Genomic DNA, 14,884 nt, shown 5'->3' with positions numbered 1-14,884 from the left:
GCGAATCTCCGCCAATTTTTAAATTCATTCGCGTTACACTTGCCCTGGCGGGAACGCAAGTGCCAGGGTTCGCGTTATTCGCGGATGAATTTATGATTTTGGCGACGGTGTTGAAAATAGGGAATGCTGCTCCAGTACTAGTTCAACCGGAGCAGCATCATATCACGGGTGTTTTGAACTCATGGTCCCCAATGATCACTATCCCAATTCGCCGTGCCCCACGCGGCGCTATCCCAATTCGCGCTGTCCCAGTTCGCCGAGTCCCAGTTCGCGCTATCCCAATTCGCACTACCCCAGGTCGAATTCGTACCGGTGAACAAGAAACGACTGATACTGACGCTGGTGTTCGCGGCTTGAGTTGTCGTGCCCTTGACCGCCGCATACACATCCAGATAACCTGCCCCGGCTTTTGTGGCGATGTAACCTGCCCACGTCTTGTTCGCCGTTGCTTTCAGACGGTACTTGACTTGATCGGGCGTCAAACCTGGGTTTGCTTCGAGCATCAACGCGACGGCGCCGCTGACCAATGGGGTTGAGGTCGAAGTACCGGACATGCGAAAGTAATAGTTATCTACCCGGTTTTCCGGATGTAGCGCCGCTATCGCCAATGAACCGTTGTCGGGCAAATAAGCGATCAGGTTCTTGCCAGGCGCAACCAAGTCGGGCTTGACATTGCCGGCTTCATCCGTGCCGTAGGCGGAGAAAGTGGCAATCGCATCGTCGGTGAGTACAACCGTCGCCTTGTCGTCAACCGAACCAACCGTAATCACGAATGGGTCATTCGCCGGCGGATACAGCGTTGACGTGCCATTATTTCCCGCCGATACAACGACGACAATTTTGTTGAACCAGAGGATTTCACATGCGGCATCCAGCGCGCTCGTATTGTACGACTGCCAGACACTCGAATTCATGGACAGGTTTACTACTTTGATGTTGTAAGTTGCCTTGTTATTATACACCCATTGGAGGGCATTGACTACATCGGATTCGAGCGCCATACCATTGTCATCGCTGACGCGCAAACCCATGATGTTCACTTTGGGCGCAATGCCCATGTACTTGCCGCCGGACACCACGCCATCATCGGCGACCAAGCCCGTGACGAACGTGCCGTGACCGTATTGATCATTGGCGGTGTGCTCGGTGGCGTTGAAATTTATTTCGCCAATCAGACGCGAGCCGATCGCGTTCGTTTTGAAATTTCCACTGTCAATCACCGCAACGGTTACGTTTGCGCCTTTGTAGTACGGCGCTTCATTCCAGACATTTGTTGCGCGCACCGCTTGGTTATAGACATTCGACAAGACACCCGTATCCACCGTTCCGCCATCCGCGCTCGCGGTCATCGTCAGCGGCGAGGTCGTATCGGTCGTGCCAGCATTGGTTGTGAGGCGTAGTCCGACGGCATCGTAATAGATGGTGTGGCTTTTGGCAACCGAACTCTGATCAATCAGGATTTCGGTATTCTTTGCCGCCGCGAAATCCGACCACTTCCATGCTCGTGTGCTCGTAATGTCAACGTACTTGGTGCCGACCGCGTTTACTCCGATATGTTGACTGAACAAGGTGGCAGGTACAGTGACTGTACTCCCAGCGACACCTGCCACATACGGAGTGATCTTGGGGGTCTCTGCGGAAGCCAACGCGGCGGACACATAGACGCGGAAAACAACCTCGACCTTGGTGATGACAACGCCGGGTGTGTATTCTGGCATGAACCCGCCGAACGAACCCTTGACGTTTGCGCCCGAACCGTAGGTCTTGTTAATGCCAACCGGCGACAAGATATTTGCGGAATTCGTAAAGCCGTTGCGGACCGCCGCGCCGATTTTGGTCGCCCAGGTTGTGAACTTGGTTTTGGTCGGTCCGCCGGACGCGCGCATCGGCGCATCGAACGAAATCCAGCGAATGCCATCGGCTTTTGCCAGTTCGAGCACATCCTTGGCTTTCAGTTGCGCCGAAAAACCTTTGATGAGCGACAGGTCTTGGCTCACCGTCCCGCCGAGCCGGGTTACGATGGGTTCAACCTTGGCATCCTGGGTTGACTTTTGAACGATGATGCCGATTTGCATGTCCGGACTCTCCGCCGCATATCGCGCGAGAATCGGCTGGAGGCGCGATAGCGCGGCAGTGTGCGGAGTACTGACCGTGAACGATGCGACTGCCATCAGCATGAACAAAACAAGGATGCGTGTGCTCTTACCCCAGTTAATCGTGAATCTGCGAGTGGTTCTCATTTTGCTTCCTCCACTTGCAACGAAACACTTGTTTCCGTTGCGTTCCATTCACACCGTACAAAGATCAAGCGGTTGATTCATAGGATACGGTAACGAGCGCGTCTGCATGGTAAAGAGAGACGCGATTACGACCTGCTTGTTTGGCGCAATAAAGAGCTTGATCGGCATTCACTAATAACTCTGTACTATCGAAAACTTGGTGGCTAAGACTGGCTACTCCAATGCTAACGGAAATGCGAATCTCTTGTCGTTGGCTGGGTTCGCTAGTCAACACAAGCGCGTGAGTCTCCACATGCTGGCGGAGGCGCTCGGCTAACGCAATGGCGGTGGAAGCGGTTGTGTTCGCAGCGATGAGCAGAAACTCTTCGCCGCCGTAACGCGCCAGAATGTCCGACTCGCGAATCGCATGCAAGAGCAATTTGCCCAAGTAGTTCAAGACCAGGTCGCCCACCGGATGTCCATAGGTATCGTTGACATGCTTGAACCGATCGATATCTAGCAGTAGCACTGATAGCGGACTCGCATAGCGCCTGGCTCGCGCAAATTCCTCGTTGAGCCGACGATCCAAATAGCGGCGGTTGTAAATTCCGGTTAACGGATCAGTAATATTCTCATGTTCGAGTAAAGCGACGCGACGGACATCCATCGCCGTTTGGAGCGAAAGAGTTGACACGAGCCAGACAAAACCCGCGCCCAGGAAGAATACCCCCGGCACAATGAGGTCGAGCCAGGTTGTGGCAAGTTCCCAGAACACTGCGATGTAACCAACGTAACCGGCGATGAAGACTAGAATCAACGCCGTCAAGGTGTACCATCTGCGTCGTACTTGTCCCGAGGGAAGCTGCGCGACCAATTGACGAACTGGGATCATCGCGCCGAGCAAGATGCACGCGCCTGCGATCACCAATCCTTCGGCGAGTACATTCAACATAGTTTCCTACTTAGAGTGTGTTAGTCCCTCTATGGTCCCCAATAGTCGCTATCCCAGTTTGCGGAATCCCAGCTGGCGCTATCCCAATTCGCGCTGTCCCAATTTGCCGAATCCCAGTTGGCGCTGTCCCAGTTCGCACTGCCCCAGGTCTTGTTCGTGCCGGTGAACAAAAAGCGACTGATGGTGATGCCGCTGTTTGCGGATTGGGTTGACGTGCCATTGACCGCCGCGTCAATATCCAGATAGCCCGCGCCAGCTTTGGTCGCGTTATAGCCCGCCCACTTGTTGTTCGCCGTTGCCTTCAAGCGATACTTGACTTGATCAGGCGTCAGATTTGGCTCGTCTTGGAGCAACAGCGCGATTGCGCCACTGACGATTGGCGCAGACATCGAGGTGCCTGACATACGGAAATACACCCCATTGGCGACTTTGTTCGCGGGGTGTGCTTTTGCCAAGCCCATGTTGCTGTTGACCAGACGCGCAACGATATTTGCGCCGGGAGCAACCAGGTCAGGTTTGACAACTCCATCGCCGGTTGTCCCATAAGCCGAAAACGATGTTACAACATCATCCGAGATACTGTTGGTGCCTTTATCGTCCGTTGCCCCAACCGTGATGACAAACGGATCGTTCGCCGGGGGATAAATCGCGCCCTTGCCCTGGTTCCCGGCGGATGCCACCACGACAATCTTGTTGAACCACAGAATCTCGACTGCCGCTGCAAGCGGGCTGGTGTGGTACGACTCAGCAACAGAACTATTCAGCGACAAGTTGACGACGCGAATATTGTATTTTGCTTTATTCGCGAGCACCCACTGCAGACCTTGGACAACGTTCTTCGTCATTGCGCTGCCGTTGTCGTTGCTGACCTTGACGTTGATGATGTTGACCATCGGTGCTACGCCAATGTACTTGCCGCCCGACTCGCTTCCATCGCCACCCACGATACTGGAGACATGCGTCCCATGACCATAGCCATCCGATGTGTTCTGGTTATAGTCAGTGTTGAAACGCACGTTCGCTATCTGCCGATTTTTACCCAGGACTGTGTAGAGATCGCCATTGGGGTTGATGCCGCTATCCACCACCGCGACACCGATGCCTTGTCCTTGCAGGTAGGGGGATTTGTTCCAAACTTTATCAGCCCCAATGGCGCGAATGTACGCATTTGCCAGAGTGGCTGTGTCAATGCACTGGGTGCAAGTCGTGGAGGTCATCACTGCATCCAGACTTATTTGACGAACACCCTCCACATGCGCGAGTCGTGCCACATCCTTGGCTTGCAACTCTGCCGCAAACCCGTTGATGATGGATAGGTCCGTCGTCACGCGTCCGCCCAAGCGCGTGACTAGCTCCTCGGCACGCGTGTCTGCACCAGTTTTCTGTACGATCACACTTACAAGCGAATCAGGATTCTCGGATGCATATTTCGTCAAAATGGGTTGAACATTGACTGGGACTGCCGTCGCGTTTGTTGGCGCCGAGATCAGAGGAATGCCGGTCGCTCCCGTCGTAGCAAGGCAAAGCAACGCGACGAGAAGCAATGCTGATCGCACCAATCCGCGTCGTTTACCCCAGTTGATCGTGAATCGTAGAGTGGGTTTCATGTTGCATTTTCCTCAATGTAATTGGCGATCTCATTCAACACCTTCGCCAAAATCATAAATTGATCCGCGAATCACGCGAATCACGCGAATAAAAAACAAAATTAGCGAAGATTCGCGAGATTCGCGGATGAAAGAATAAATTGGCGAAGATATTGTCATTCAAACCAGAAAGCATTCCTATCTTGAGAATTACATTACTGCCAAAAACGCCCTTTGCCAAGCGTAATTGTCCTAAAATCGGCGTACGTACAAGTACTTACCAACGGCAAGACGAAGAGTGAACGAGAGGAGAGTCAGCGGCGATATATCCGTTCACGCCTACGGAGCGACTTGCCAATAGTTTTCAAGAATGGCTGGCACCGCTAGCACATCCGCCCTTGCCGAGACGGTACGCGCTGAATTCACAACCAGTTTTCCGCCTTCATGTCTAGCAACCCGAATAAATGCATCTACGACTTGAGGGTCAAATTGGGTACCCGCACAACGCTCGATCTCAGCGATAATCGTTTCAAGTGGCAAGGCACGATGATACGGGCGATCCGAAGCCATCGCTTCCACGGCATCACACACCGCCAGAATCCGACCATCCAGAGGAATCTGTTCCCCGACGAGGTGATCGGGATAACCATTGCCATCCCACCATTCATGATGAGCCTTGATCACGGGAACTAAATAGCGTAACCCTTTGCACGTCTCCAAGAATTGCGCGCCGATGACAACATGTTTCTTAATATACTCATACTCTGGTCCATCCAGCCGAGCTGGTTTGTGAAGGATCTTTTCTGAGATACCAATTTTTCCAATATCGTGAAAAATCGCGGCTTGCCGGACGCGCGCGATGTGTTCCTCGTCAAATCCCAATTCATTAGCGAGTGCTGTTGCATATTCTGCCACCTGGGCTGAATGACCAGAAACATAGGGATCACGCGCATCGATCATTTTTGCAAAAGCGACCAACAACTCTTCATTCATCTCACGGATGGCGACATTGGCTTGCAGGACTCTGGAATTGGCGCCCGAAAGTTCCTGATTCATGCGCCTTAGTTCCAGAGCACCCTTTTCTGTTCGATCAATATATTCCTTCTGCGAATAGTACATCATCAGCACCGGAATCGTAAAAACGAGAATACCAACATTCCCTTGAAAATCGTACGCGACCCCGAGAAAGAAACCGATCAAGCATAAAACGACATATTGTGGCGCCAACCAAGCGCATTCTTCTTTCCAGATGGGCAGAGCTGGCGTTGATTTCTCAACACTGATTGCGGCGACAAGTAGACCGGTCTCTACACCAAAGTAGATAATCGCAGCGAGAACCATCATCCCAAGCGAAATGATCAAACCGCTGATCTCAAAGCGACTAGGCAACAGCGTACTAGCCACTGCGGGAGCCAGCGCGGCAAGAACATGAATTGCCCAGTTATATGCTGTTTTGTAGATGACCGGCCATAACCCCTTTTTCACATTCCACCGAAAGACTCGATGAGCAACGGCAATCGTTGCACTCGTGAAGATGACCCCGGGGATTCCAAGTATGACCGCCGCCGCAAAGTTAATTCCTACCGAAACGGATATAGATGAATCACCAGTCAAATTTTTTAACTGGGGTAGTTGCGTAATTCCAGCCATGATCATCAAAAGGAAAACGATCATTGGGTCTGGTCGTGGCTGGATATACATGCCGCCGATACTCACGAGCACCGCAACCCCAACTACGCCTCCCACGAGGTATCCAAGCCACGATACCGATCGTCCTTTTGCCGGAACCGTTTTGGTCCCGTTTCCCACTGGCTTGGAAGCAGTGATCCGCCGCGCAACCTGGATTGGAGTTGGTTTTGGAATGTAGATAGAGTTGTTACCTGTTTCAAGACGATTCTCTACCCCCGGCATTTCCAACTTGACGGAGTGTGGAACATTGGCGGAACGTACAACGCAATTGCGTCCCTGAAGTTTGGCTTGATAGACCGCTACGTCTGCCTGATGAATCAACTCATTCGCTGTGTTGGCATCTTGAGGGAAACACGCAATGCCGAAACTCATCGTGACGTTGATCGGAGGAGCGTTTTCATTGAGTCTGAATGCAGTGGATTCGATTGTTTTTCGAATTCGTTCGGCAATCGCGGTGGCTTCTTCCAGAGATGTCTCGGGCAAGGCAATGCAAAACTCTTCGCCACCGAATCGCCCCGTGAGATCATATTTGCGACTCTGCTCGCGGATGATTTTGGCAACGCCTGCCAAGACCGCATCGCCCGCCAGATGACCGTAAGAATTGTTGATGTTACGCAAGAGATCAAGATCAGCCATAATGACGGAAAGCGGATGCTCCAAATTCTCCGCGCGATCAATCTCGGCGATGAATAACTTGTTAAAATAAAGAGCATTCAACAAACCGGTTTTGCCGTCGGTTTGGGCTTCTTTCTTCAAACCTGGGATAGACAGGGCACGATAAACTAGAATCAGTGGCGCAAGGGTGGGCGCCATTAGCCCCGCGTCGATTTTCCAGATGACGAAGAGCATATAGCCCATGCACAACCCGACATAATCCATCAAGAGATTTTCAATTTCCAAAATCCCGGACTCGCGCCAGCTTACACCGCGCGCCAACACGAGAGCGGATCCAATCGCTAAATGGTTGATCAGGGTATAGATCAGCGCGCCCACCAATGCGGCGATCACACTCGTACTTGATAAGATGGGTGCATCGATGGAAATTAGCGCGAGGACTAGGCGCGAGGATACCAAGCCACAAATAATATGAGTGGACATGTTGAAGGGCTGGAGGTACCATTTGCGCAGGTGCGGACTGCCAGTGAGTCGTTCTTTTAACCATTGGATTGAGAGGGAGAGAACGACAATACTTACAAATCCAATAGGGGACAGTAACAGGGCGCTGGCAAACAAAAAAATTGTATTGAGATAGTACAACTGATGATTGGGGGCAGGCACTTTGAGGAACTGGGCTAGCGTGGCAAGCAACAGAAACGCAAAAAATGTGGGTACTGGCAGAGCGGATTGGGCAGATGCTTGGAATGCCCACACACTCAGAATCCCGCCTGCAAGTATCCATCCAATTACGTATACCCAAGCGCGCTTGGTCATTGTTCGCCTCTGAGTGAAATACGTGGCAAGGCAGACCCAGGGTGTCTACCTTGCCACTTTACAATGTAACGGCGCAAGTTCCTAGTTGCCCCAGTAAATACTATCCCAGTTCAACGAGTCCCAGTTGAGACTATCCCAATTGAGTGAGTCCCAGTTCAGCGAATCCCAGTTCAGCGAATCCCAGTTAAGACTGGTCCATTGCGCCGAATTTGCGCCGGGCGTTAGCATTTTGCTGATCGCCATGCCGGTGTTTGCACTCTGGGTTTTCTTGCTGGTGACCGCGGCGTAGATATCAAGCTCGCCACTTCCGGCAAGCATGGTGGAGCGGAGAGCAAACGCTGTCGCTGTCAAGCGGTACTTAACCTGATCAGGTGTCAGATTCGGGTTGGACTGGAGCAGTAGAGCGGCGCCTCCCGCCACGATCGGCGCAGACATTGACGTACCTGACATCCGGAAATAGCGCTCCGAACCAGTAAACCCACTGACCAAATGATCGGGATGTGCTGTTGCCAATACGGCATTTGATCGAGGGAGGAGACTGATGACCTGATTTCCCGGCGCGACTAAATCGGGCTTTGCAAAACCGTCGTTAGTTTTACCAAAAGTGGAATACAAAGCCCAAGTATCATCGTCCCGGCTTACTGTGCCCCAGTCATTCGTTGCTCCCACGGTAATTACAAAGGGATCGTTTGCCGGTGGGTAGAGCGCGTTCCAACCCGCATTGCCCGAGGCGACCACAACCACGATCTTATTAAACCACAAAACCTCGCAGGCGGCGTCAATCGGGTTAGTGTGATAGGACTCGTTGACCGAGCTATTGATGGAAAGATTGACCACGCGGATATTGTATTTATCGTGATTCTGGTAGACCCACTGCAAGCCCGCCACTAAATCGGATTCGCTTGCATTTCCTTGATCGTCGCTGATCTTGACGTTGACTAGATTGACTTGCGGCGCAACACCGATGTACGCTCCACCAGATACTTTGCCGTTGCCGCCGATAATGCCGGCAACGTGAGTGCCGTGCCCAAAATAGTCGTCCGTATTCGCAGTCTTGCTATTGACTTTTACCGACGCGACGACGCGACTTGTGCCCTGCACATTCAAAAGGTCCGGATGGGATACATTGATACCGCTGTCCACAACCGCTACGGCGATGCCCTGCCCTTGCAGGTATTGCCCCTTCAGATTCCAAACCTTCGTTGCATTTACCGCTTGAGGGTAATTACTTTTCAGTTTCGACGTGTCAATACAGGGTGGTGTGCAAACCGTTTGAACAGTTGGCGCGTCAAGCGAGATCCACTTGACCCCTGCCGCCTTGGCGAGTTCTGGTACCGAGCTTGCCGGTACCTCTGCCGCAAACGCGTTGATGATCCAAAGGTCTTTCATGACCGTCCCGCCCAATTTTGCGACGAATTCTTCGATGCTGTTATCCTTGGCGGACTTTTGCACGATGACGCCAATCATCGCATCGGGTCGCTCTGTCGCGAATCGCGCTAGAACGGGCGACATTCTGGCAGGTGCAGCGAACGATGGAACCGCTGGCATGAGAACTATAACGAGTGCCAACAAAACGAACAGGCACAATTCTTTGCCCCAGTTCAATGATGACCGTTTGATTATCCTTTGCATGGCTTAACCCTCCTATGGTATTTTGCTCTGAACCACTGCGAGTTATGTCTTTGCTGGTGAAGCGAAGCAATCCCCACTCAGCTTGGGGATTGCTTCGTCGCAAACCGCGCTCTTCGCAATAACGCCTACGCGAGATTTTCGAGCGAAACACTAGGGTTTTGGTGATGGATTACCGCAATCGGCTTCAACTGCCCCAATCCACGCTTAGTTTTATTGGGGCGATTCGGTCCTCCAGAGGGTACACCGATGGTCCCTCTGCCACTTTTTTGCTGTTACAATTCGGATTGTCAAGCGGGCACGTTGGGGCTTCGATACTTTCCCAATCGGTTGCCTCATTGTCACAGTTCACATTAGAACGTTGGCACGCCGGGGATTTCTTACTTCCCCATTCAACTGCCGTTTCGCCGCAATTCACTTGACCAGGTGGACACGCCGGGGATTTTATACTTCCCCAATTCACACCAACCTGACTTGGCATAATGCCATGCGACATCGCCCAAAGCGAGATCAGCGTCACTGCAAGCAGTGCCATCAAAATAAGGACGGCGAACCCTTTGCCCCGATTGATCGAGCATAGACCTGATTTCAGCATCGCATCCTCCTTAGTCGGATACTGTTTCATAACGGTTGAGAATTTACGCGAAACTACAGTTCCGGGTTTTAGTATCACAGTACTATTAAACAGGTCTTTTGCCAAGCGTATTTGTCCCAATGTCGGGTACGTACAAATACTTACCCACAGTGCAAACTCAAGATTGAACTGTGGGTAAGTCGGGTCAATAGTTTGGCAAGGTCAGATTTCCCTTCTTGCCATAGAGGACACAGGGAACCCAATTGGATTCGGGGATTTGAACCGTTATTCGATCAAACCGTGTTCCATTGCAAAGCGAACAATTTGGATCGGACTCGATAGCCCAAGTTTGTCGGTCAAGTTTGCCCGATGTGCTTCTACCGTCCGGACGCTGAGATACAACTGTTTGGCTATCTGACGATTGGTGAATCCTTGCGCGATCAGTTTCAAGACCTCGATTTCACGCGGGGTGAGTTGGTCCAGTGATTTTTGTTCTGATTTGGCAACCGATGGGACACTCCCCAGCAAGACGCGCGTCATCGTTGGATGCACGTAGATATTGCCAGCCATCACGGCATGGATCGCACTGACCAGTTCGGATTCGACCGCCCGCTTGACGATATAACCGGATGCGCCGCTGTCGAAAGCTTGGCGCAAAAGAATCTCATCCTCGTGTAAGGTGAGGATCAAGACATGCGTCTGGGGTCGTTTTGTTTTGATGGCTTGGGTTGCTTGGATCCCATTCAACTGCGGCATACTGATATCGAGAATCAGCACGTCGGGTTGTAGGTCTTGCGCTAATTGCAGCGCGGCATTCCCGTCTTCCGCCTCCCCGACAACGATAAACTCTGGCTCTGCGCTAAGCAGAGCGCGTAAACCGGCACGCACAACAGCATGATCATCCGCGATCAAAATCCGAATGGACATAGGGAACCTCCATGTGAACGGTCGTGCCTTCGCCAGGATTGCTCTCGATCCACATTTTCCCCCCTAGCATTTCTGCGCGCTCCCGCATCCCGGTCAATCCAAGTCGTCCACTGCGAAATGCAATGCGCGGGTCAAACCCAGCCCCATTATCCCACACAATCGTAACGATGTCATCCCCCCGACGCGCGAGAAAGACCTCTGCGCGATTGGCGTGGGCATGCTGTGCTACATTGTTCAGGGCTTCTTGGACAATGCGGTACAAAGCGATTTCAATCTCGTCCGGCAGGTTTTCCCATCCGGCGCCAGTCACATGGAATTGCATTTCGACCTCGGCGTGTTGCCGTTGAAAAACCTGGGTCAGTTGGCGCAAGGCGGCGACGAGACCCAGATGATCCAGCGCCACCGGGCGTAGGTTGACCGTCAGGCGATGCAAATCCTCCAAGACTCGATTGGTCGTTTCTTTCAAGTCAGCCACACGCGCGGCAACAATTTGCGAATCCTGCGCGTTGCGTTCGAGGAAATGCAAGTCTACGATTTGCGCGGTGAGAGATTGCCCGATCTCGTCATGCAGTTCGCGTGCAATCCGCGCGCGTTCCGTCTCTTGCGCCTCGACCAAGTGATGCGACAGTGCGCGCATCCGCTCCGCAGTCACACGCTCCCGTTCGTACAAGCGCGCATTCTCCAGCGCCATCGCGGCTTGGTTCGCCAATGCTTGCAGACGCTCGACCTTCGTCGGCGTAAAAAAATCAAGGGTCGCGCTATCCACATTCAAAAAACCCAGTGTTTCATCGCGCACGCGGATCGGCGCGCTCGCCGTGGCGCGCGCCCACGGCATTTCGGATAGACCAGTCCAATTCGGCAAGGTATGGGTATCAGCCACGATCGCGGGATGCCCGGTTTGCAGCATCTCTTTGAAGAACGAACCTTGATCTAAATCGAATTCCAACTGCGACGGTTTGATCGCGCCAAATTGTTCATAGCCGCGCATACGCACAATGCGCGCCGCGCCATCTTCGATCAGCATGATGTTCGTTGCGTCATGGGGAACCACCCGAGCAATTTGATCCAAGATTCCATCGAGCACGGTTTCAGAATTGAGTGTGGCGGACAAGACTGCGCCGATCTCACTCAGGGCTTGCGCCATTTCGCGCTGTTCGCGCTCGGATTGGTAAAGCCGCGCGTTCTCGATCGCGATAGAGACCTGCGCCGCAAGCAGTTCAGCCAGCCGCATGTCGCGCCGGTCGAAAGAGTCAACCCGCGCGTCTCGATTGACCGTCAGAACACCCAGCGTCCGCGTCGAACTCGTTAGCGGAACCGCCAAGGCGGACTTGATCCGCGCATCGTTCTCGGCAATTGGCGCGCGATGATCCCAGAGCGTAAAACCATCTGCCACTTTAGGAAAGCCCAGGACGAATACCTGCCCGGCGAGTCCTTCCCCAACTTCCAGGGTCCTGCCCACGGACTTGGTGGCGGAGCCGGTGCCCATCGCACAACGCAAGTAGTTGTGATCTGCATCGTAGAGGAAGATCGCGCCGCCCGACGCATTCAACAGTGTGACGGCTTGCTCGGTGATCACCTTGAGCAATTCCTCCGGTTCCAAATGCGCGTTCAATTTCAGCGCAGTGTTATACAGCGTCGTTTGTTCATCCGCAAAGCGTTGCAACGCTTGCTCGGCTTCCTTGCGATGTGTGATATCTCGGGTGATGCCGACCAGCCCAGCCGGTTTACCCTGCGCGTTTCGAAATAACGCGACGCTCAATTCTGCGTCGAAGGTACTGCCGTCTCGTCGAACCAATTCCAGTTCCGTGATCTTGCCTTGACCTGTTTGGAAGATTTCCGCGAACTCGCGGACGACCTGATTGCGATACGCGGCGGCAATGGCTTCGGTCGCCGGGCGTCCAAGCAGGTCTTGCTTTTTTTCAAAGCCGTGCAAACGAACAACCGAGTTGTTTACGGCGATAAATTTTCCGTTCATGTCCGTAACCGAAACGCCGTCGGTGGCGGCATCGAAAATCGTTTGGAGTAATCCAGCCGTTTCCTGTAATTGCGCCGTTCGTTCAATGACGCGTCTTTCCAGATCCGCGTTCAAATGTTTGATCTCTTCATCCGCGCGCTTGCTTTCGGTGATATCACGCGAGACGCCGACCACGCCGATCATTTCGCCCAGGTCGTTGCGCATCACGGCGGCGGACAAGAGACTAGGGAACACGTCGCCGTTTTTGCGTTTATTCCGAATTTCTCGGGTCAAGCGTCCTTCCGCAAAGGCAGTCTGATGAACCGTCTGTCCTTCCTGGGAATCCGCATAGAGCATACTGATGTGTTGACCCAGGACTTGCTCGCGCGCATATCCGAAAGTTTCCTGGGCGGCGCGGTTAAACTCGACAATCCGGCGCTCTTTATCAACGGTGACAATCATATCTACCGACGAGTCAATGATCGCGCGCGCGTATTGCATGGAAAAGCGGAGTTGGTCTTCCACGCGTTTGCGTTCAGTCACATCGTGGAACGCGGCTACGAGCACGTCGCCAATCTGGCGCACCATGATTTCGGCATCGCGCTGGCTGCCGTCTTTACAGGTAACTCTAAACTCGCGTGGCGGCGTCGTGGCGCCATCGCGCACGAGATTGGCGATCTCCGTCCATTGAGTTAGCACCTGGGCGCGGTAATCCGGATCAGGATATGCGCGTGTCATCCAATCGGCGATGGTGGGAATGTCTTCAATAGCGTAGCCATACTGCTCGGTAAATCGTTGGTTATAGTGAAGGATAATACCGTGTTGATCCGCGATCCCAATGGGAATCGGCAAGAATTCGATTGCCTCGCGAAAACGTTCTTCGCTTTTACGCAATGCTTCCACGGCGTGCTCGCGTTTCGTCAGTTCCCCATCGGCGTGTTGGAGAGCGTGGCGCGTCGCGCCAAGCGCCATCCAAGTCAAGCCGCCTGAAAAAGCGAACAGCGCCGTGTACGTGAACCACTGTGTGATCGTTACCGTATAATCGGGTTGGGGCAAGACTCCGGCATTTTGCGCCACGATCAAGCCGAGGACTGCCAACGAACTAAGGATCGCGGTAATGAAAATGCCGCGGACATCGAACAGCAAACCACCCCCAACGACGATGAGCAGGAAAAAAGCCGTCGTGGGTGTCCGAATGGTGCCCAGCATGGCGATGAAAACGGTTGTGCCAATCAGGTCCATTCCGATCAGCACCGCGCTTGCCCAACGGACTTGACCCCGATGCATCCAACTCCGCAGGATCAGGCACGCGAGTAGGGTAGCCACATCCGCTCCGATGATGGCGATCGGTGTTCTGCCGCCAAGCACATTGCCGACCAGAATGATCAACGCGAGTGTGGCAGTGGTTAGCAAAGCATAGTTGAGCAAACTTGCGCCAAGTGTCTTGTTTTCATTGTCAGGAAATACCGGCGGCATTAGCCAGTGTTTGATTAAAGGCATCATTGAATTGACTCCTCGGCAATCGTTCACGAATTAGTCCAATTGACTCAATTATATCATCTTGATGTGTAGCATTCAAGAATGGACAGACCCCGTGAGAATCTCACGGGGTCTGTGGAAATATGCGGAATGTGTTACGGTGGATGCAGGGATGATCGAATCAAGTGCCCATACAGGTGGTATTGTGTCCAATTGATGGTTCAAACTTTTGGAGTGTCGCGATGAAGTAACCCAGGAAGCGCGCAAGAATCTTGTCGTTTTCATCCAGGGAGATCCAAGCGCCGGGGCATTCGCAGTGCGTCGCCCACTCACGAAACGCCTGTCAGCCAGTTCTTGAAGTTTCCACGAAAATCGCTTGCTCTGCCACGGATCTCCTCGAATACGCGTATGGAATGGTTGTATTCCGATGGAATTCGTCAGGAC

The 14,884-nt window shown here is 52.9% G+C and carries 7 protein-coding genes; all 7 read right to left on the bottom strand.

The features are described 5' to 3' along the window. Positions 1–179 precede the first annotated feature (179 nt). Positions 180–2,240: a S8 family peptidase gene (locus HY868_11625; GenBank protein ID MBI5302779.1), complete on the bottom strand. Its 2,061-nt coding sequence runs from the start codon at positions 2,238–2,240 to the stop codon at positions 180–182. A 64-nt stretch (positions 2,241–2,304) separates the two neighbouring features. Continuing rightward, positions 2,305–3,168, bottom strand: a complete 864-nt coding sequence (locus HY868_11620) for a GGDEF domain-containing protein (protein ID MBI5302778.1) — start codon at positions 3,166–3,168, stop codon at positions 2,305–2,307. 32 nt (positions 3,169–3,200) lie between these two features. Then, positions 3,201–4,778, bottom strand: coding sequence for a S8 family peptidase (locus HY868_11615; protein MBI5302777.1), 1,578 nt, complete (start codon positions 4,776–4,778; stop codon positions 3,201–3,203). Positions 4,779–5,096: 318 nt separating this feature from the next. Next, the gene (locus tag HY868_11610) at positions 5,097–7,877 is read right to left on the bottom strand and encodes a diguanylate cyclase (GenBank protein MBI5302776.1); all 2,781 of its coding nucleotides are present in this window, start codon (positions 7,875–7,877) and stop codon (positions 5,097–5,099) included. An 81-nt stretch (positions 7,878–7,958) separates the two neighbouring features. Then, positions 7,959–9,509, bottom strand: a complete 1,551-nt coding sequence (locus tag HY868_11605; GenBank protein ID MBI5302775.1) for a S8 family peptidase — start codon at positions 9,507–9,509, stop codon at positions 7,959–7,961. An 856-nt stretch (positions 9,510–10,365) separates the two neighbouring features. Further along, on the bottom strand, positions 10,366–11,007 hold the full coding sequence (locus tag HY868_11600; GenBank protein ID MBI5302774.1) for a response regulator transcription factor: 642 nt from the start codon (positions 11,005–11,007) through the stop codon (positions 10,366–10,368). Further along, the gene (locus tag HY868_11595; protein MBI5302773.1) at positions 10,979–14,464 is read right to left on the bottom strand and encodes a PAS domain S-box protein; all 3,486 of its coding nucleotides are present in this window, start codon (positions 14,462–14,464) and stop codon (positions 10,979–10,981) included. The genes HY868_11600 and HY868_11595 overlap by 29 nt, the downstream gene beginning before the upstream one ends. Positions 14,465–14,884 lie beyond the last annotated feature (420 nt).

This window comes from Chloroflexota bacterium (assembly GCA_016219275.1).
Classification (GTDB): Bacteria; Chloroflexota; Anaerolineae; order UBA4142; family UBA4142; genus JACRBM01.
The sequence above is the reverse complement of the archived record's forward strand: the minus strand, read 5'-3'. Positions and strand labels throughout refer to the sequence as shown.